Consider the following 19,196-nt stretch of genomic DNA (forward strand, 5'->3'; position numbering starts at 1 on the left):
CGGGTCCGCGCGGCGGTGCGCGTCACGGCCGGGACGGGCCGGGTCCGGGTCCGGGTCCGGACGGACCGGATCGGGCCGGATCGGGCCGGGCCGGGTCGGGCCGGGGGGACGCGACCGCAGGGCGCCGCGGGACACCCGGTCCGCAGCACCGGGCCCGGGAGCGCAGGACGCGGGAACGCCGGCCCCGGGGGCACCGCGACGCAGGGGCCCCGGACGCAGGGGCCCCGGACGCAGGAGCAGGCACAGGGGGGCGGCGGGCGGTGTGCGCCCGGGCGGCGGCGGCCGTCGAGCGTCGCGCACGAACGACCGCTCCCCACCGCGGCCGACCGGGGGCAGGACGGGTTCGGACGCGGAGGCTACCGCCGGGTAGCGCGATGGCCTACCGTCGAGAGGCGCCGCCGCCCCGGCGCCCCCGCGGCAGCCGCAGGAAGGCCCCCCACCCGCGCCGGCGGCTGCCCTCGCAGACGAGGAGTGTGGCCGCGATGCACTGCTTCGCCGACGACGACTGGGACGACATCAGGGACGACCTGCCGCAGGAGGTCGTGCCGCTGCTCCGCGCCGGACTGCCGCACCTGACGGACCTGACGGTGAGGGAGATCCTGAGGTGCGTACCGGAGTTCCGCCGGCCGGCACCGGCCGGCGGTCCGGACGCCGCCGGCGGCTGCACCGTCCGGCTCGGCGTGGAACGCGCCCTGGCGGGGTTCGCGGACCGGGCCGCCGCCGTCCGCGGCGCCCCGGACCCGGACACGGCCGAGCTGTTCCGGTCGCTGGGCCGCGCCGAGGCCCGCGAGGGCCGCGGCCCGGACGCCCTGCGGGCCGCGTACCGGACCGGCGCCCGCGCCGTCTGGCGGTGGCTGGTGGAGTCCGGCTCCCGCGCCGGCGTGCCGCCGGAGCGGATGTACCGGGTCGCCGAGGCCGTCTTCGCGTACGCGGAGGAGCTCACCGGCCACAGTGCCGAGGGGTACGGCGAGGTCCGCACCGCCCTGGCCGGGGAGGTGCAGCGCAACCGGCGGCGGCTGCTGGAACTGCTGACCGGGACGCCCGTACCGGGCCGCGAGGCCGTCGCCGCCCTGGCCCGCGCCGCACGCTGGCCGCTGCCGGAGACCGTGCGGGCCGTCGCGCTGCGGCCGTCCGGGCGGGCCGGGGAGCCGGGCCCCCTCCCGCCGGACCCCCTCCTGCCGGCCGCCGGGGTCGACGCCCTCGCGGACACCGAGGGGCCCGAGCCGTACCTGCTCCTCGCCGACCTCGGTCCGCGCACCCGCCCGGTGCTGGACCGGGCCCTGGGCGGCCGGCCGGCCGCGGTGGGGCCGCCGGTGCGGCTGGCGGACGCGGGCGTCTCGCTGCGGTGGGCGCGCCGCCTGCTGGCCCTGGGCGCCCGGGGCCTGGGCGAGGGACCGGTGCTGCACTGCGCCGACCACCTGCCGGCCCTGGTCCTGCTGGGCGACGAGACCCTGGTCCGGATCATGGCCGGGCGCCGCCTGGCACCGCTGCAGAAGCTGACGGTCCGCCAGCGGGAACGGCTGGCGGAGACCCTGCTGGCCTGGCTGGACTGCGGCGGCAGCGCGCCCGGGGTGGCCCGGCTGCTGGGGGTCCACCCGCAGACCGTGCGCTACCGGCTGCGGCAGATCGAGGAGCTGTTCGGGGAGGGGCTGCACGACCCGGACGTCCGCTTCGAGCTGGAACTGGCCCTGCGGGCGCGCCGCCTGCTGTCCGGCCTGGCCCCGTCCACCGTCCCGGGGGCCGGTGCCGGGACCGGGACCGGGGCGGGGGGCGCCGGGGACGCGGGCGCGCCCGGCGGACTGCCGACGCTGCGGCGGTCCGTCGCGGCGCGGGTGGCCGGACCGGCCGGGGTCTCCTCGCGGGCGGCGGCCCGGCCCGCCCGCTGACCGGCCGGGCCGCGGTGCCCGGGCCCCGCGGCCCGGGCACCGCCCCGCCGGTTCGCCCCGCCGCGGCGGCGTCGGACCGCGGCCCGGCCGCGCCCTCGGAGGTCCCGGGAGCGGGAGCGGACGGGTGTCAGGAGGCGGTGCAGGCCGGTGTTCCGAGGTTCCGGTCGGAGCCGTCGAGGGTCATGCCCCACGAGGTCGAGGCGGCCGGGGCGAGGGAGCCGTTGTAGGAGACGTTGCGCGTCGTCGTGGGCGGCGCGGAGGCGTCCACGGCCGCGTTCCAGATGCCGCTGATGCGAACCCCCGGGGGCAGGACCAGGCCGACGGCCCAGCCGGTGGTGGTGCGGGAGCCGGTGTTCGCGACCGTCACGTCCACCTGGTAGCCGCCGGTCCAGGAGTTGGTGACCCGCCAGGTCGCACTGCACGCCGCACCGCCGGACGTGGGGGTGGCGGTGGGGGTCGGCGTCGCGGTCGGGGTGGGCGTGGGGGTCGGGGTGGGTGTGGGGGTCGGGGTGGGTGTGGGGGTCGGGGTGGGCGTCGCGGTCGGGGTTGGCGTGGGGGTGGAGCCGTCCTGGCCGGTGGTGTAGTCGGCGGGCGTGTAGTCCTGGGAGCAGCCGCCCGAGCAGGCCGCCGGGAGGGAGAAGTCATAGGTGCGGCCGCCGAAGAGGTAGCGGTCGGAGGCGTCGCGCACCCGGACCGTGAACCGCGTCCCCCCGGCGGTGGTCGGGGCGAGGATGTAGGACTGGCCCATGTCGCTGTTCATCCGCGCGTCGTGCCAGGCGCCGTCGGCGAGGTACTGCACGCCGTGGATGCCGTCGGGCAGGTGGGAGAGGGCGACGGCCGGCCAGTACGGCTGCGCCCCCTGCATCCAGCCGATCCGGATGTCGCCGGTGTAGCCGGGGGCGGGCACGAAGCTCCAGGAGATGTGCCGGTTGTTCCAGTGGTCCGGGTACATGCCGGTCACCGGGCTGCCGTTCTTCGCGAAGCGGGCGAGCGAGCCGGTGGCGAGGTCGAGGTGGGCCGGGTCGTCGCGGCACCAGGCGTTGGGGTCGGCGCAGCTGTCCGCGACGAGCATGGTGAGGGTCGCGCCGTTGTAGGCGTCCGCCGTCCATGCGCCGTTCCGGCAGAACGGCTGCCGGGGTGCGCCGTCGTTGGTGCCCGTGCAGTAGTCGCCGATGGTCACCTTCACCCAGCGGCCGCAGTTGAGGCCGTTGTCCCAGACGCCCTTCTTCGCGTCCATCGAGGACGGCACGGGCCGCGGGTAGGAGTCGGAGTAGTCGCCGGGGGTGTCGAAGACGTTGAGGGCGACGAAGTCCTGCGAGTCCAGGCGGGACTGCGGCAGGCCGCAGCCCCCGTAGGGGGAGCCCAGGCCGTCGAAGTGGGTGGCGTTGCCGGTCACCTCCGCGCCGGGCGGCGGCACGGTGGCGGCGGGCGCCGACGGGACGGCCGCCGTCGACAGCAGGAGGGCGGCGAGGAGGCCGGCGGCCGCGGCTCCGGCGCGGCCGGACAGGGCGCGCGGGGACAGGGCCCGGGGGGACGGGGCCCGGAGGGACGGGGGGCGCGCGGGCAGGGCGCGGGGGTGGAGGAAGCGCAGCATGGGGGGTTTCTCCCGGGTGGGGGCCGGGCGCGGCGCGCCTCGGGGCGCCGGAGCCCTGACAACGATGTCATCCTGCGGCGCCGCACGGCGGCGGGACAGGACGGCGGGGGATCTCGCGCGGCCGCCGTACCGGCGCGGCGGCGGGGCCGCCCACCCGGCGGGACGTCCGCGCCGGGCACCGGGCCGGGGGCGGCCCTGGGGCCGCTCGACAGTCGCGCAGCCCCGGCTGCTGCGATGGAAGCACCCATGAGCGTGAACGGTCAAGGCTTCGGACGGCGGCGGCCCGGGAGCGTGGCCGCGGCGCGCGGCCCGCCGCGGGCCGGGGGCACGACCCGGCACGGGCGCGGGCACGGCCGGCCGAGGCGGGCGCGGCCGGGCGGACACCAAGGCCGGCCGGCCGGAGGCCGCCGCCGGCGCCCTACGGGACGGCCGCGAGGGCGTAGTCGGGCAGGTCGATGTCCCTGGCCTTGGCGAACTGCGCGGCGAGCAGGTTCCGCAGCGGCCGGCGGTTCATCGCGCGCATCGAGGCGTTCCGCAGCCGGATGGCCAGGGCGCCGGAGGGGGCGTACCCGGAGGCGCCCCCGGGCGGCAGCTGCTGCGCCTGGGCGACGTAGGGGCGCATGAGCCGGTCGTAGGCCGCGAAGGCGGCACGGTGGTCGCCCCCGGCGGCGGAGAGCTCGCCGGCCAGGACGTAGGCGCCGACCAGGGCGAGGCTGGTCCCCAGGCCCGTGAGCGGCGTCGGGCAGTACCCGGCGTCGCCGAGCAGCACGGTCCGCCCGCGCGACCAGCGGTCGAGGTGCACCTGGCCCACGGAGTCGAAGGAGAAGTCGGGCGCCTCGCGCATGGCCCGCAGGAGGCGCGGGACCTCCCACCCGGCACCGGCGAAGCGCCGGGCCAGCAGGTCCCGCTGGGCCGCGGTGTCGCGGCGGTCGAGGGCGAGCGGCTCCGACCGGAAGCTGAGCCCCGCCTTGGTCTCGCCGGCCAGGCGGCCGGGGCGGGCCGAGGCCACGAGCCCGCCGGGCGCGTTGTGCATGAGGAACCAGCCGTCGAGGCCCATGTCCTCGGCGACGGTGAACCAGGAGGTGTACAGGCCCAGGGGCCGGACGCACTCCTCCTCCGGGCCGAAGGCCAGGGCGCGCACCGCGGAGTGCAGCCCGTCCGCGCCCACGACGAGCCCGAAGCGGCGCGGACCGGCCTTCTCGAGGACGGCGGTGACGCCGTCGGCGTCCTCGGCGAGCCCGGTCACGGTGTCGTCGAAGAGGTACCGGGTGCCCGGCAGGGCGGCCTCGTGGAGCAGGTTCGCGAGGTCGTCGCGGAGGATCTCGACCTCGGAGACGATGCCCTCGCCGCCGAAGGCGTCCACCGGCATCCGGGCGGCGACGCGGCCGCGGGCGTCGACCATCGCGATGCCGCGCTGGTCGACGGAGAGGGCCTTCGCCCGGTTCAGCAGGCCCATCCGCTCGACCACGGTGCGGCCGGCGCCGCGCAGGTCGACGGTCTGGCCGCCCGGCCGGGGGCCGGGGGCGCGCTCGACGACGGTGGGCGTGAAGCCGGCCCGGCAGAGCCAGTGGGCCAGGGCGTTCCCGGCGATGCCGCCGCCGGAGATGAGGATGTCCGTGTTCTCCATGACGCGGAATGTACAGCGTACACTTCACTGCATCAAGCCCCGAAAAGCCATGAAGGACAGGGCACTTCTTCCCCAGCGCACTAGTGCGCTGGCGCGCGGGGGCCCTGGTGCGGGCCCCGGCGCGGGGCGTCGCGGCAGCGTGACGGCTAGGGTGGTGCGGCCCGGAGTGCACTAGTGCGGAGGGGATGCCCGTGGACGGGACGGAGGCGCCGCGCTCCGGCCGGATCGCCGCGGAGCTGCGCCGGCGGATCGCGGCGGGCGAGCTGGCTCCCGGGGACCGGGTGCCCTCGACCCGGGAGATCACCCGCGAGTGGGGCGTGGCGATGGCCACCGCCACCAGGGCGCTCACCGAACTGCGCCGCGAGGGCCTGGTCCGGGCGGTCCCGGGCGTCGGCACCGTCGTCGCCGACGCCGGCGCGGGCGCGGGCGCGGGCCGGCCGGTCCGGGACGCCCGGCAGACCGGACCGCGCCCCGCCCCCGCCCCCGCCCCAGCCCCTGCGGCACGCGCCCGCCGCAGGAGCGCCACCGACGGGGCGCTCACGCCCGGACGGGTCGTCACCACCGCCGTCGCGGTCGCCGACGCGGAGGGGCTGGCCGCGGTCTCGATGCGCCGGGTCGCCGCCGAGCTGGGCGTCTCCACCATGGCGCTCTACCGGCACGTGGCCGACAAGGACGACCTGCTCCTGCAGATGATGGACGCGGCCTTCTCCGAGCAGCCGCTCCCCGCCGACCCGCCGGAGGGCTGGCGGGAGCGGCTCACGGTCGCCGCCCGGCTGCTGTGGGGCATGTTCCGCCGCCACCCGTGGCTCGCCCCGGCCCTGTCCCTAACCCGGCCCCAGCCGGTGCCCGGCGCGCTGCCCTTCACCGAGTGGGCCCTCGCGGCCCTGGAGGGCCGCGGCCTCGACCTCCCCACGGTCATGACCGCCCACCTCACCCTGGTCAACTACGTGCGCGGCACCGCCGTCAACGTCGAGGCGGAGACGGAGGCGGAGGCGCTCAGCGGCCTGGACGTCGAGGAGTGGCTGGAGACCCAGGGACCGGCGCTCGGGGCGCTCCTGGCCACCGGCCGCTTCCCCGCCCTAGGACGGCTCACCGCAGCCGGGTACGAGCTCGACCTGGACGTCCTCTTCGAGTTCGGCCTGCAGCGCCTCCTCGACGGCATCGCGGTGCTCCTCGGCGAGACGCCCTGACCCGGCGCCCGCGGAACCGGCGGCGCGCGCCCCGGCCCGCGGCGCACGGCGGACCGGGGTGGACGGCGCCCCGCGCCACCGGCGCCGGCCGCCAGGCCCCGGGCCGCCCGCCGCGGCCCGGTCGCCGCCCGCCGTCCGGTCACCGCCCGCCGAGCAGGCTCCGGACCGCCAGGCGCGAGACGTTCGCCAGGCCCCGCACCAGCACGGGGGTGAGCAGGACCAGGGCCACGCCGAGCAGGCAGGTCCCGGTGATCTGGGCGGGCGAGGTGAGGACGTACTCGTGGTGCCTGCCGTTCCGGGTGTACTCGAAGAGGCGGTAGCCCGGCCAGGGCGTCCAGCGGGCGAGGGCCCAGTGGTAGGCGGGGTAGAGCGCGAGCACCCAGCCGGTGACCAGGAACGTCAGCGAGACGGTGGAGGCGAGGATCGCCCAGGGGAGCATCACCACCTGGTACAGCACCGCCCTCCAGCCCGCGGCGTCGGCCAGCCGGGCGGTGACGAGGCCCCAGAACCCGGGGCGTCGCGGCCGGACGGGCGGCGGGGCGGCGACGTCGAGCCCGAGCATGCCCCGGGCCCGCGCGCGCTCCAGTGCGCCGAGGCCCCGCGCGCCCGCCGTCAGCGCGGCCAGCACCGGCAGCCCGACCACGGTCACGAGCAGGGAGGCGCCGGCGGAGAGGAGCGTGACGGCGAAGCAGAAGCCCGCGACGGCGACGGGCAGCGACGACAGGGCGTGGCCGATCTCGCGGTAGGCGGCACCGGACACCGGCGCCAGCCAGAAGGGCGGCCGCCGGGCGGCGCCGGACGCGGTCCGCTCGCGGACGCCGCGGCCGGCGCGGTGGCCGTACTCGCCGGACAGCGGGGTGCTGGTGCTCATCTCGGTCCTCGTTCCTCCGGGGTTCCGGCTCCCTCGCGGCCGGCTCCCCCACGATGTCCCGCCGGACCCCTCCCCCGGAATCCGGCGGGCCGCCCGGTGCGGGGTGGGGCTGTCCCCACCCCGGCGTCCCCGCGGGCGCCGCGCCCGGGCGGATCCGTGCGGGCCGGACCGGCACGCGGGGAGGCCGGGGCCGGACCCGCGGACGCGGACGGAATACGGGCCGCGGCCGCGCGGAATCCGCACTCTGCACTAAAGTGCATCCGGGCGTGGAGAATCAGGCAGGATGCCATCCGTTTCCACCGCTTTTCCCACCGGATACATGATCCGCACCACGCCTCCCGCATGTTCGCTTTTGCGGCGGAACACCCCGCGCGAAATCGGGTCGGGACGACACCGCTCCGCCGTGTGACGTGCATCACCATTGACGCGTGAGATCCCCTGGGATTCACTCGTCGCGGCGAGGGGAAGCGGAGTACCGGAAGAATCGGAAAACAATTCCCGCAAGGCTCGCCGAGCATTTCCGTCATCCGCGACGACCGCAGGAGGAAATTCATGAAGCTCGTCGGTTCCCTCAAGAAGAAGCTCTCGGGCGAGAAGAGCCTGAAGGCGTACGCCTGGTACATCTGGTACTAGAAGGCGGGCGGTTCGCCGGAAGCGCGGGGTCGTCGAATCCCCTGCGGGAAAGGCGGCCGCGGCCTCCCGGCATTCCGCTCTCCGGCGCGTCCGGCGCGGCCCCCGAAGGCCCGCCGGGCGCGCCGCCCGCTCCTGGAGATCCCATGCACGCTTCCGTCACAGCCCCGGGGCGCCGCGCGACGGCCTTCGCCCCGCGGATCGACGCGCTCCTCCGCGACCACCTCGGCGAGGATGTCTTCCGACTGGATCCCGGAACCGTGGGAGTCGCCTCTCCGGCGCTGATCGACGAGATCCTCGCGGCCCGTCCCGCCAACGACTTCGAACGTCCCACGTTCAAACCGCTCCAGGGCAGGGCCATTCCCAGGACCGAGGCGTCCGCGCTCATGCGCGCGGTCGGCCAGGACGTCCGCGCCGCCCTGCAGACCCCGGTGGACCTCTCGGCCGACCTGTCGGGCGAGTGGCCGCACGTCGCGCACAACCATCTCCGGGACCTGGTCTTCGGGTCCGACCCGTACCGGCTGAAGGTCCTGGTGGACCGCAGGCTGGAGTGGACGCCCAAACTGACCTGGGCCGTCATCGCCGGTGGTGCGGCCCTGCCCCGGGACCGCGGCACCGGACGCCCGGCCTCCCGCCTCGCCGCCGCCACCGCGGCCCCGACGTACGGGGAACGCCGCCACGCCATGGGCATGTACCGGCGGGCGGCCGCTCCGGTCTGCTTCACCGTCTCCGCCCTCGTCGCGAACGCGCTGTGGCTCGGCGCCCCCTTCGCCGACGACGTGCCCAACCGGCACATCATCCACGAGTCGCTCCGGCTGCTCCCGGTCTCCTGGAACCTGCTCCGGGTGGCCTCCCCCGAGTTCCACGCCCTGGACGGGCGGATCGGCGCCGGGGACGACGTGCTGATGCTGCCGCTGCTGAGCCACCGTGACCCCGCCGTCTGGGACGCGCCGCTGGAGTTCCGCCCCGAGCGGTGGAACCACCTCGACCCCGACGACACCCCGGGCTACCTACCCTTCGGCCACGCCAACGAGCGCTGCTGGGGCCGCCACATGGTCATGCCGCTCGCCGAGCGCCTCCTCGACATCGCCCGGCACAACGGCCTCGCCCCGGACCCGGGGCAGACCACCGCCCGCGTGCCCCTCGCCGGCCTGATGAGCGTCGTCGGCGTCCGGATGGTGCCGCGCTCCTGAGGCGGCCGGGCCGCCGGATGCCGGTGCCTCCGCTGGACCCGGCGGCCGACGGGCGCCGGAAACGCTCGTCCCGGCGCCCGTCGGCCCCTGGCACGGCACGGCACCCGGACTGCGCGTCGAACGCCCGCCGCTCCCTCCGCAGCCCCGTGCCCGCACCTGCGTCAGGAACCCGCTCCGGGCCGACGGCCCGGCCGTTCTCCGGGGAAGGCGGGTTCAGCCGCCCGCGGCGACGGCGCGGCGGTAGAGGGCGGTGACGCCGGGCCCGAAGACGGAGCTGTAGGAGACCTCGTCGGTGTCTCCGCCCTGCTCGTGGCCGCCGATGACGCCGACGACGGTGCCGGTGCGGGCCGGGTCGGCGCGGTCGGTGCCGGTCACCCAGGGGCTGCCGCTGGTGCCCTGGCTGTACGAGGAGCAGGCGATGCGCAGCTGCCCGGCGCTGATCCGGGTGGCGGTGTTGGTACAGGTGAGGGGCTCCTCGCCGGAGTCGGGGTAGCCGGTGAGGCGGACCCGGGCGTGGTCGGCGGGGCTGGCGCCGAGGCGGTTGCCGCCCACCGCGTCCTCGACGCGGGCCCCGTCCGTGCGGCTGACGACGGCGAACGCGACGTCGGCGTCCTCGTCGCCGTCGGAGTCCCAGCGGGGGTCGGTGAAGGTGCGGGCGAGGTGCCACACGCCGTAGGGGGCGGTGCCGTTGCGGTACCCGGGGACGAAGAGCAGGTCGCCGCCCGCCCCGGGGTCGTCGAGGCAGTGGGCTGCGGTGAGGACCAGGCTGCGGCCGGGGCTGTCGACGACGCTGGCCGTGCAGAAGTGCCCGTTGGCGAGGCTGCCCCGGAAGAGTGCGCCGACCCGGGCGGCCTGGGGCGTGCGGTGGGAGACGTGGGCCGTGCCGGGGCGGTGGGCCAGGACGGCGCTGGTGGGCGTGGCGCCGGCGGCGAGCAGGAGGGAGGCGAGCAGGACGACGCCGGCGGGGGCGCCGGGCCACCGGCGCCGCCCGGCGGCGGGCCCCGGCGCCTCGGCGGTCGCGGTCTTCACGCCCCTACTGTGCACCATGGCGCGCCCGCGCGCGGGGGTCACACGCCCTCCGGACCGCCGGTGTCCGCCCGGCCGGCGGCGGCGCCCGTGCCCGGGGACCCGCCGTCCGGGCGGTCGCCGTCCCCGGGCCCGCCACCGGGACGTCCGCCGTCCGGACGTCCGCCGTCCGGGTGGTCGCCGGCCGGGTGGTCGCCGACCGGGTGGTCGCCGACCGGGCGGTCGCCGGCCTGCTCGGCCCGGCGCCGCTCCAGGCGCTCGCGCTGCGGCAGCACCGTGTACTTCGGGTCCTCCGCCGACTGCACGCCCGCGTGGAAGACCCCGAACCGGGTGCAGGCGGAGGCGGCCAGCAGGGCCGCGCCGCTCAGCGCGGAGACGGCGCGGCTGCGCCGCCCCAGCACCGCCCCGGCGGCGCCCGCCGCCGTGAGCAGTCCGGCGGCGCGCATCAGCCGCCCGGCCCTCCCCTCGCGGTAGGTCTCGGCGACGACGCCGAGGCGCCGCTCCATGGCCTTCACGGCGGCGGTCTCCACGGCCGCGCCGAGGAGCGCGGCGCTGCGCGCCGGGCCGCTCTCCGCGAGCGGGCCGGTGACGAGCGCCATGCCGGAGGCGGCGACGGCGGCGGAGCCGACGAAGACGACGGGCAGCTCGCGGTGGGCGTCGTGCCAGGCCGGCACGGCGGTGTCGGCGGCGAGGACGGCGGTGTAGGAGGCGACGGCGGGCCCGAGGAGGGCGGCGGCGCCGGTGGCGGTGCGGCCGAGGCGCGGGAGCAGGCCGGTCACGTCGAGCGCGGCGGCGGCGCCGGCGGCCGGGCCGTACGCGGCGAGCAGCCAGGAGCCGACGGACATCGGCGAGGTGGGCTTGAGGACCCGCAGCATGTTGTAGAAGCGCCCGGGGCGGCCCAGGTCGTGGACGAGGGCGGCCGCGGAGGCGGTGATCGCCGCGAGCGAGGAGAGCTTGAGGGCGCGGGCGGTGGCGGGCCGGCCGGTGGCCTGGGCGCCGGCGGCGAGGACGGACCCCGCGCCGGCGAGGCCGCCGAGGAAGAAGTACCCGGCGATGTCGAGCGGCTCCCAGCCGGGCTTCCTGATGACGGGCCGGCCGTAGTAGGAGGTGAACTCGGCCTGCGGCACCATGCTCTGCTCGGCGCGCCGCCCGCGGCGGCGCAGGCCGCCGCCGACCTCGGCCTCGCGGCCGGGGCGCTCCCCGCGGAGGCCCTGCCTGGTGACGTCGGAGGTGCTCATCGGCGGCGGGTCCTTCCGAGGAGGGCGGCGAGGCCGGAGGGGCCGGGGCGGCCGTGGGCGGCGAAGACGGCGGCGAGGCCGCCGAGGAGGCCGGCGGCGGCGATCCCGGCCTGCCGCCACATGGCGGGCAGGTCGCGGGTGGTGACGACGGGGTCCGGCGGCAGGCCGTAGACCTCGGGTTCGTCGAGGAGGAGGAAGAAGGCGCCGTCGCCGCCGACGCCGTCCCCGGGGTCCTCGCCGTACAGGCGGGCGTCGGCGACGCCGAGGTCGTGCAGCTGCTCGACGCGGGCGGCGGCGCGCTCGCGCAGTTCGTCCAGGGGGCCGAACTGGATGGAGTCGGTGGGGCACGCCTTGGCGCAGGCGGGCTCCTGGCCGGCGCCGAGCCGGTCATAGCACATGGTGCACTTGAAGGCGCGTCCGTCGCCGGGGCGCTGCTCGATGACGCCGTACGGGCAGGCGGGCACGCAGTAGCCGCAGCCGTTGCAGACGTCCTGCTGCACCACCACGGTCCCGAACTCGGTGCGGAAGAGCGCACCGGTGGGGCAGACGTCGAGGCAGGCGGCGTGGGTGCAGTGCTTGCAGACGTCGGAGGACATCAGCCAGCGCAGCTCGGTGCGGCCGTCGGCGGTGGGCGGCCCGGGGGTCGTGGGGGTGATCGCGGCCCGGTCGACGGGGGTGGCGGAGCCCTGGGCGGCGAGCGCCAGGACGTCGAGGCCGCTGTGGTCGACGTCGGCGTGGGTCATGCCCAGCGGCTTGCCCTGCTCGATGAAGGCGACGTGCCGCCAGGTGGAGGCGCCCAGGCCCTGGGAGTTGTCGAAGGACATGCCGGTGAACTCCAGCCCGTCCTCGGGGATGGCGTTCCACTCCTTGCACGCCACCTCGCACGCCTTGCAGCCGATGCAGACGGAGGTGTCGGTGAAGAAGCCGACCCGGGGCGGGGCGTCGGTGTGCCCGGCGTCGCGGGCCGGGTCCGGCTCGGCCCCGGCGAGCAGGTTGCGGCCGATCAGCGAGTCGGTCATCCCTTGGTCTCCGTTCCGGTGGAGGCGGTGATCCCGGCCCGCTCCCGGTAGTCGCGGACGAGGTCCAGCAGGCGGGGCCCGCGCGGGCGGCGCCCGGGGCGGATGTCGGCGGTGAGCGCCTTGTCCTCCTGGATGTGCACGTTGGGGTCGAGCGCCATGGCGGTCAGCTCGTTGACGGCGTCGCCGGTGGTGTGGCCGTTGGGGCCCCAGTGGAACGGCATGCCGATCTGGTGGATCGTCCGGCCGCCGGCCCGCAGCGGCGTCATCCGCTCGGTGACCAGCACCCGGGCCTCGACGGCGCCGCGCGCGGTGACGACGGTGGCCCACCCGGCGTGCTCCAGGCCGCGCTCGGCGGCGAGCTCCGGGGAGACCTCGCAGAAGAAGGCGGGCTGCAGCTCGGCGAGGTAGGGGGACCAGCGGGTCATGCCGCCGGCGGTGAAGTGCTCGGTGAGCCGGTAGGTGGTCACCACGTACGGGAAGACCTCGGAGCCGGGGTCGCCGGGACCGGGGTGCATCGGGTTGTGGTGGTGGGCGAGGAGCTGCCGGACGGGGCTGCGCTGCTGCTTGCCGTACACCGGGTTGCGGACCGGGGAGTCCTGCGGCTCGTAGTGGGTGGGCAGCGGCCCGTCGACCAGCCCGGCGGGCGCGTACAGCCACGCCTTGCCGTCGGCCTGCATGATGAACGGGTCGTCGCCGGCGAGGGCGTCGGTGCCGGCGGCGTCCTCGGGCGGCCGGTAGCCGGGGGCGCGGTCGGGGATGAAGTCGGGCACGTCGTGGCCGGTCCACCTCCCCTGCTCGGCGTCCCACCACACGTACGCCTTGCGCTCGCTCCACGGGTTGCCGTCGGGGTCGGCGGAGGCCCGGTTGTAGAGGATGCGGCGATTGGCGGGCCACGCCCAGGCCCACTCGGCGGCGACCCAGTCCTGCTCCGTGTGCGGCTTGCGGCGGGCGGCCTGGTTGACGCCGTCGGCGTACACGCCGCAGTAGATCCAGCAGCCGCAGGAGGTGGAGCCGTCGTCCCTGAGCTCGGTGTACGCGCCCAGGGGTGCGCCGTCGGGCCCGCGGCCGTTGATCTCGGCGAGGACTGCCTCCGCGCTGGGCTCCTCCAGGGGGCCCTCGGTGGGGTAGTCCCAGACGAGGTCGAGGACCGGGCGGTCCATGGGGTCGGTGGACTCCCGCAGCCGCTCCTTGATCCGGCGGCCCAGGTGGTACATGAACCACAGGTCGCTGCGGGCCTCGCCGTCGGGCTCCTTGGCCGCATGGTGCCACTGGAGCATGCGGTTGGTGTTGGTGAAGGAGCCGTCCTTCTCGGTGTGGGCGGCGGCGGGGAAGAAGAAGACCTCGGTGCCGATGTCCTCGGTGCGCATCTCCCCGGTCTCGATCTCCGGGCCGTCCTTCCACCAGGTGGCGGACTCGATGAGGGAGAAGTCGCGGACCACCAGCCAGTCGAGCTCCGCCATGCCGAGCCGCTGCATCTTCGTGTTGGCCGAGCCCACGGCGGGGTTCTCGCCCATGAGGAAGTAGCCCTTGCAGGTGCCGTCGAGCTGGGCGAGGACGGTCTCGTAGGTGCTGTGGGAGCCGGTGAGGCGCGGCAGGTGGTCGAAGCAGTAGTCGTTCTCGGCGGTGGCCGCGTCGCCCCAGTAGGCCTTGAGGAGGCTGACGACGTAGGCGCGCATGTTCGCCCAGAAGCCCTTCTCGGCCTTCACGGCCTCGACGAAGGCGTCGAGGTCCTCGTGCTGGTGGGCGTGCGGCATGGGGATGTAGCCGGGCAGCAGGTTGAACAGGGTGGGGATGTCGCTGGAGCCCTGGATGGAGGCGTGGCCGCGCAGGGCCTGGATGCCGCCGCCGGGGCGGCCGATGTTGCCGAGCAGCAGCTGCAGGATGCAGGCGGTGCGGATGTACTGGGCGCCGACGGTGTGCTGGGTCCAGCCGACGGCGTAGACGAACTCGGAGGTGCGGTCGGGGCCGGAGTTCTCCACCAGGGCGCGGCAGACCTCCAGGAAGGTCTCGCGGGGGATGCCGCAGGTCTCCTCGACCATCTCCGGGGTGTAGCGGGCGTAGTGCCGCTTGAGGACCTGGTAGACGCAGCGCGGGTGCTGGAGGGTCTCGTCGCGCTGCGCCCGGCTCGACGCGGGCGCGCCGCCGGAGCCGTGGGACTCGGAGCGGCCGGACTCGGCGACGCCGTGGTTCCCGGCGTTGCGCTCGTCGTAGAGGGAGTCGCGGTCCTCGGCGGCGGCCTGGACGTCGGCTCCCTCGTACTGCCAGCTGGAGACGTCGTAGTGGCCGGTCTCCTCGTCCAGGCCGGAGAAGACGCCGTCGAGGTCCTCGGTGTCGCGGAAGTCCTCGCTCACCAGGGTGGCGGCGTTGGTGTAGTGCAGGACGTACTCGCGGAAGTCGGAACCGGTGCTGAGCACGTGGTTGATGATGCCGCCGAGGAAGGCGATGTCGGTGCCGGCCCGGATGGGCACGTACAGGTCCGCCAGGGCGCTGGTGCGGGAGAAGCGCGGGTCGACGTGGATCACCTTGGCGCCGCGGGCCTTGGCCTCCATGACCCACTGGAAGCCGACGGGGTGGGCCTCGGCGAAGTTGGAGCCCTCGATGACGATGCAGTCGGAGTTCTGCAGGTCCTGGAGGAAGGTGGTGGCGCCGCCGCGGCCGAAGGAGGTGCCGAGGCCGGCGACGGTGGAGCTGTGGCAGACGCGGGCCTGGTTCTCGACCTGGACGATGCCGAGGGCGGTCCACAGCTTCTTGATGAGGTAGTTCTCCTCGTTGTCGAGGGTGGCGCCGCCGAGGTGGGCGATGCCCATGGTGCGGTTGACCTGCTTGCCGTCCAGCTCGGACTGCCAGGTCTCCCAGCGGGTGCGCAGGATGCGGTCGACCACCATGTCCATGGCGGTGTCCAGGTCGAGGGACTCCCAGTCGGTGCCGTACGGGCGCCGGTAGAGCACCTCGTGGCGGCGGGCCTCGCCGGTGGTGAGCTGGAGGCTGGCCGAGCCCTTGGGGCACAGGCGGCCCCGGCTGACCGGCGAGTCGGGGTCGCCCTCGATCTGGACGACCTCGCCGTCCTTGACGTAGACGTTCTGGGCGCAGCCGACGGCGCAGTAGGGGCAGACCGACTTCACCACCCTGTCGGCGGTCTCGGTGCGGGCGGTGAGGGCGCGGGTCTGCCGGGACTCCGCGGCGGCGCCGCGCCCGAGCGGGTCGCCTCCGCTCAGCTGCCGGTACACCGGCCAGTCCTGGATCCAGGTGCGTACGCCCATGGCGCGTCCTCCCGTGGTGATCGGTCCGCGTGGTGCGGGTGCCCCGTCGGCACGGGTTCACGCCTGGCCCGGGGATCGCGCCGCAGGTCGGGCGGATAATCCTCTTCGGGCGGGAATACGGTCTTTCGGGCTAACCGCATCCCGGATGCGGCGTGCCGCCTCCGGGGGGCCCGCAGCATCCTGCGTGTGAGCGAACGGCTTCTCCCCCGGACGGGTGCCCGGACCGGTGCCCGGACCGACGTCCGGACCGGCGAACGGACCGACGAACGGACCGACGAACGGACCGGCGAACGGACCGGCGTCCGTCACTGCGCCCGCGCCGGCGCGGTCGCGCTGCTGGCCGCGGTCGCGGCGGGGGTGTGCGGCGGCGTCGCGGCGGCGTTCCCGCCGCCCGCGCCCCCGACGCCCGTCCCGCCGGCACCCCCGGCCGTGGTGCGCCCGGCGCCGCCCGTCCCGCCCGCCGTGGTGCCGCCGCGCCCGCCGGTACCGCCGGTGCCGCCGGTGCCGCCCAGGCTGCCGGTGTTCCCCGCACCGCACCGGCCGCACGTGCCCGCGCGGGTCCCCGCGCCCGCGCCGCGGCGGCGGCCCGCGCCGGCGCCCGCCCCGGCACCGCGGCCCGCCCCGCGGCCGTCCCCCGCTCCCCCACCGGCACCGGCGCCTGCGCGCCCCGCCCTGCCGCGCGCCGCCGCGGCGGCGCGCCCGGTCCCGCAGGGGGCGTCCACCGTCCGCACCACCCTGCTCGTCACCGTGCCCGCCGTCCTGACCGCCGTCTCCCTGCGGCCGCGGTCCGGCGCGGGCCGGGCGGGCGGCCGCCGGTCGTCCTGATCCGGGAGGCCCGGAGCAGGGCGCGCCCCTGCACGGGACCACCCCGTGCGGGACCGCCCCGCGGGGGACGGTCCCGCACGGAGCCGTCCCGCCCCGGCCTCCCCGGGCGACCGCCGCCGTCCGCCCCGCCACCCGTTCCCGCACCCCGTTCCCGTCACCCCTGGAGGTACCGCCGTGTCCGAATGGCTCGCCCTCACCCTCGCCATGGCCGCCGCCGGGGCGGTGGTCGTCTCCGTGGTGGTGCTGCGGCAGCGGCGCATCCCGGAGGACGACGACCCCTCCGAGACCCCCGACGTGATCGAGTACATGACGATGATGATCGGCGTGGTCTACGCCATCGTGCTGGGCCTGGCGATCGCCGGCGTCTGGGAGGGCCGCAGCGGCGCGCAGGCGGGCACGCTGCAGGAGGCGCAGGCGCTGCACGAGGTCGCCTCGCGGGTGCAGGTGTACCCGCCGGCCGTCCGCGACCGCACCCGGGCCGACATCGACGCGTACGTCTCCTACGTGGTGCACACCGAGTGGCCGCACATGGCGGCCCGGGGCGAGCTGACCGACCGGGGCGGGGCGCTGCTGGAGCGGGTGCGTCGCGACGTCACCGACCGCGCGCCGCAGGGCGACCTGGAGGGGCAGGCGTACCAGCCGCTGGTCGACCAGGTCGCCCTGGCGGACCTGGCCCGCACCTCGCGCGGCCAGAACGCCGGGGAGACCATGCCGCCGATCGTCTGGTTCGGGCTGGTCGCGGGCGCGCTGGTCACGGTGGGGCTGGTCTTCACGCTGCAGATCCGGCGCTCGGCCCGGGAGCTGCTGCTGGCGGGGCTGTTCAGCGCCCTGATCGCGTTCCTGCTCTTCCTGATCTGGGACTTCGACGCGCCCTTCGCCCGCGGCCTGTCCGTGACGGCGGGGCCCTTCCTCGACCTCTTCCCGCACGTGGCGGGCTGACCGGCCGCCCGCCGAGCCGTCCGCCGCACCGCCCGCCGCGCGGCAGCACCGCCGCCCGCCGCACCGCTCCCGGAGGCCCCCGCCCCCGTCCGCCGCGCCCCGCACCCGCCCGCGGGCACGGCGGGCGGGGGCGGACCGTTGACACGGCGGGCCGCCGGGATGAAGCATGAGCAAGCGCTTACTCACACTCCTCCCAGGACAGGACCCGGACATGCGCCTCTTCCAAGGGCTCGACGAACTCGCCGCGGCCAAGGGCGAGCACCTCGGACACAGCGGCTGGCACACCGTCACCCAGGAGCAGGTCGACCTCTTCGCCCAGGCCACCGGTGACCACCAGTGGATCCACGTCGACCCGGAGCGGGCCGCGGCCGGGCCGTTCGGCGGCACCATCGCCCACGGGTACCTCACCCTCTCGCTGATCCCCATGCTGACCTCTGAGATCTTCCGGGTCGAGGGCATCACCATGGGCGTCAACTACGGCACCGAGAAGGTCCGCTTCCCCTCCCCCGTCCGCGTCGGCTCCCGGGTCCGCTCCGGCGCCGAGCTGCTCGACCTGCGCGACGCCGCCATGGGGAAGCAGGCCGTGGTGCGCCACACGGTCGAGATCGAGGGCGGCGCCAAGCCCGCCTGCGTGGCCGAGACCGTCTCCCTGCTGGTCCCCTGAGGAGGACGCCGTGGACTTCGCGTACGACGCGCGCACCCTGGAGCTGCGCGAGCGGCTCCTCGCCTTCATGGACGAGCACGTCCACCCCGCCGAGCCGGTCCTGCAGGCCGAGCTCGCCGACCCCGCCCGCACCCCGTGGACGGTGCCGCCGGTCGTCGGCCGCCTCCAGGCGGAGGGCCGCCGGCAGGGGCTGTGGAACCTCTTCCTGCCCGGGGAGCACGGCGCCGGGCTCACCAACCTCCAGTACGCCCCGCTGGCGGAGGTGACCGGCCGCTCGATCCAGCTCGCCCCCGCGGCGCTGAACTGCGCCGCGCCGGACACCGGCAACATGGAGGTGCTGGCGGAGTTCGGCGACGAGGCCCAGCGCAAGCAGTGGCTGGAGCCGCTGCTCGCGGGGGAGATCCGCTCCGCCTTCGCCATGACCGAGCCCGACGTGGCCTCCTCCGACGCCACCAACATCGCCACCCGGATCGAGCGGGACGGCGACACGTACGTGGTCAACGGCCGCAAGTGGTACATCACCGGGGCGATGAACCCCGACTGCCGCATCCTGATCGTCATGGGCAAGACCGACCCGGACGCGCCGAAGCACCGGCAGCAGTCGATGGTGCTGGTCCCCCGCGACACCCCCGGCGTCACCGTCCGCCGCGGGATGCAGGTCTTCGGCTACGACGACGCCGACCACGGCGGCCACGCCGAGATCGTCTTCGAGGACGTCCGGGTGCCCGCCGCGAACATCATCGGCGGCGAGGGCGAGGGCTTCGCCATCGCCCAGGCCCGCCTCGGCCCCGGCCGCATCCACCACTGCATGCGCGCCATCGGCCTCGCCGAGCGCGCCCTGGAGCTGATGTGCCGCCGGGCGCTGGACCGCAGCGCCTTCGGCCGCCCGCTCGCCGAGCAGGGCGTCGTCCAGGAGTGGATCGCCGAGTCCCGGGTGCGCATCGAGCAGGCCCGCCTGCTGGTGCTGAAGACGGCCTGGCTGATGGACACCGTCGGCAACCGCGGCGCCCACACCGAGATCCAGTCCATCAAGATCATCGTTCCGGCGGCCGTCGAGTGGATCCTCGACAAGGCCGTCCAGGTCCACGGCGCGGCCGGGGTCAGCCAGGACTTCCCGCTCGCCGCCATGTGGGCCGGCAACCGCACGCTGCGGCTGGCCGACGGGCCCGACGAGGTCCACAAGCGGTCCCTGGCCCGCCGCGAGCTCAAGCGCCACCTCCGGGAGTCCTGAGCC

At 76.3% G+C, this 19,196-nt stretch carries 13 protein-coding genes and 1 pseudogene; 7 read left to right on the forward strand and 7 right to left on the reverse strand.

The features are described from left to right. Window positions 1–374: 374 nt before the first annotated feature. Window positions 375–1,886: a CdaR family transcriptional regulator gene (locus LO771_RS09130; RefSeq protein ID WP_230649653.1), complete on the forward strand. Its 1,512-nt coding sequence runs from the start codon at window positions 375–377 to the stop codon at window positions 1,884–1,886. 127 nt (window positions 1,887–2,013) lie between these two features. Here LO771_RS09130 and LO771_RS09135 read toward each other — a convergent pair whose 3' ends face one another. Next, the gene (locus tag LO771_RS09135; protein ID WP_230649654.1) at window positions 2,014–3,480 is read right to left on the reverse strand and encodes a cellulose binding domain-containing protein; all 1,467 of its coding nucleotides are present in this window, start codon (window positions 3,478–3,480) and stop codon (window positions 2,014–2,016) included. Between the two features lie 418 nt (window positions 3,481–3,898). Then, window positions 3,899–5,107: an FAD-dependent monooxygenase gene (locus LO771_RS09140; protein WP_230649656.1), complete on the reverse strand. Its 1,209-nt coding sequence runs from the start codon at window positions 5,105–5,107 to the stop codon at window positions 3,899–3,901. A 185-nt stretch (window positions 5,108–5,292) separates the two neighbouring features. On the opposite strand from LO771_RS09140, the gene LO771_RS09145 reads away from it, so the two are divergent. Further along, entirely contained in the window at window positions 5,293–6,297 is a 1,005-nt protein-coding gene (locus LO771_RS09145; RefSeq protein WP_374228117.1) for a TetR/AcrR family transcriptional regulator C-terminal domain-containing protein, read from the forward strand. Between the two features lie 139 nt (window positions 6,298–6,436). Here LO771_RS09145 and LO771_RS09150 read toward each other — a convergent pair whose 3' ends face one another. Further along, on the reverse strand, window positions 6,437–7,168 hold the full coding sequence (locus LO771_RS09150) for a sensor domain-containing protein (protein ID WP_230649661.1): 732 nt from the start codon (window positions 7,166–7,168) through the stop codon (window positions 6,437–6,439). Window positions 7,169–7,720: 552 nt separating this feature from the next. On the opposite strand from LO771_RS09150, the gene LO771_RS31620 reads away from it, so the two are divergent. Both LO771_RS31620 and LO771_RS09155 read left to right on the forward strand, forming a co-directional pair. Further along, the gene (locus LO771_RS31620) at window positions 7,721–7,801 is read left to right on the forward strand and encodes a tryptorubin family RiPP precursor (RefSeq protein WP_374228126.1); all 81 of its coding nucleotides are present in this window, start codon (window positions 7,721–7,723) and stop codon (window positions 7,799–7,801) included. 143 nt (window positions 7,802–7,944) lie between these two features. Next, window positions 7,945–8,991 carry a cytochrome P450 gene (locus tag LO771_RS09155; RefSeq protein WP_230649662.1) on the forward strand — a complete coding sequence of 349 codons (1,047 nt, stop codon included), beginning with the start codon at window positions 7,945–7,947 and terminating at the stop codon, window positions 8,989–8,991. A 213-nt stretch (window positions 8,992–9,204) separates the two neighbouring features. Here the strand turns inward: LO771_RS09155 and LO771_RS09160 are convergent, their stop codons facing one another. The 4 genes and pseudogenes from LO771_RS09160 to fdh form a co-directional block, all read right to left on the reverse strand. Continuing rightward, on the reverse strand, window positions 9,205–10,020 hold the full coding sequence (locus tag LO771_RS09160; RefSeq protein WP_230649664.1) for a trypsin-like peptidase domain-containing protein: 816 nt from the start codon (window positions 10,018–10,020) through the stop codon (window positions 9,205–9,207). Between the two features lie 236 nt (window positions 10,021–10,256). Next, window positions 10,257–11,255 (reverse strand): annotated as a pseudogene (gene nrfD / locus LO771_RS09165) (NrfD/PsrC family molybdoenzyme membrane anchor subunit); the annotation flags it as partial. After that, entirely contained in the window at window positions 11,252–12,274 is a 1,023-nt protein-coding gene (locus LO771_RS09170) for a 4Fe-4S dicluster domain-containing protein (RefSeq protein ID WP_230649666.1), read from the reverse strand. The pseudogene nrfD and the gene LO771_RS09170, both read right to left, overlap by 4 nt. Continuing rightward, window positions 12,271–15,534: a formate dehydrogenase gene (gene fdh, locus LO771_RS09175; protein WP_230649668.1), complete on the reverse strand. Its 3,264-nt coding sequence runs from the start codon at window positions 15,532–15,534 to the stop codon at window positions 12,271–12,273. The genes LO771_RS09170 and fdh overlap by 4 nt, the downstream gene beginning before the upstream one ends. A 999-nt stretch (window positions 15,535–16,533) precedes the next feature. Here fdh and LO771_RS09180 point away from each other — a divergent pair. The 3 genes from LO771_RS09180 (at window position 16,534) to LO771_RS09190 (ending at window position 19,193) form a co-directional block, all read left to right on the forward strand. Further along, window positions 16,534–17,298: a DUF4239 domain-containing protein gene (locus tag LO771_RS09180; protein ID WP_230649670.1), complete on the forward strand. Its 765-nt coding sequence runs from the start codon at window positions 16,534–16,536 to the stop codon at window positions 17,296–17,298. 211 nt (window positions 17,299–17,509) lie between these two features. Then, window positions 17,510–17,962, forward strand: coding sequence for a MaoC family dehydratase (locus LO771_RS09185; protein ID WP_230650215.1), 453 nt, complete (start codon window positions 17,510–17,512; stop codon window positions 17,960–17,962). A gap of 10 nt (window positions 17,963–17,972) precedes the next feature. Further along, window positions 17,973–19,193, forward strand: coding sequence for an acyl-CoA dehydrogenase family protein (locus LO771_RS09190; protein ID WP_230649672.1), 1,221 nt, complete (start codon window positions 17,973–17,975; stop codon window positions 19,191–19,193). Window positions 19,194–19,196: the final 3 nt, after the last annotated feature.

It is taken from the genome of Streptacidiphilus sp. ASG 303 (assembly GCF_020991365.1).
Classification (GTDB): domain Bacteria; phylum Actinomycetota; class Actinomycetes; order Streptomycetales; family Streptomycetaceae; genus Peterkaempfera.

Excerpts from the sequence above, each read along its gene's own strand:
- LO771_RS09135 (WP_230649654.1), bottom strand. The coding sequence starts at position 3,480 with ATGCTGCGCTTCCTCCACCCCCGCGCCCTGCCCGCGCGCCCCCCGTCC.
- LO771_RS09145 (WP_374228117.1), top strand. The coding sequence starts at position 5,293 with ATGCCCGTGGACGGGACGGAGGCGCCGCGCTCCGGCCGGATCGCCGCG.
- LO771_RS09155 (WP_230649662.1), top strand. The coding sequence starts at position 7,945 with ATGCACGCTTCCGTCACAGCCCCGGGGCGCCGCGCGACGGCCTTCGCC.
- LO771_RS09185 (WP_230650215.1), top strand. The coding sequence starts at position 17,510 with ATGCGCCTCTTCCAAGGGCTCGACGAACTCGCCGCGGCCAAGGGCGAG.
- LO771_RS09170 (WP_230649666.1), bottom strand. The coding sequence starts at position 12,274 with ATGACCGACTCGCTGATCGGCCGCAACCTGCTCGCCGGGGCCGAGCCG.
- LO771_RS09150 (WP_230649661.1), bottom strand. The coding sequence starts at position 7,168 with ATGAGCACCAGCACCCCGCTGTCCGGCGAGTACGGCCACCGCGCCGGC.
- LO771_RS09140 (WP_230649656.1), bottom strand. The coding sequence starts at position 5,107 with ATGGAGAACACGGACATCCTCATCTCCGGCGGCGGCATCGCCGGGAAC.
- fdh (WP_230649668.1), bottom strand. The coding sequence starts at position 15,534 with ATGGGCGTACGCACCTGGATCCAGGACTGGCCGGTGTACCGGCAGCTG.
- LO771_RS09130 (WP_230649653.1), top strand. The coding sequence starts at position 375 with ATGGCCTACCGTCGAGAGGCGCCGCCGCCCCGGCGCCCCCGCGGCAGC.
- LO771_RS31620 (WP_374228126.1), top strand. The coding sequence starts at position 7,721 with ATGAAGCTCGTCGGTTCCCTCAAGAAGAAGCTCTCGGGCGAGAAGAGC.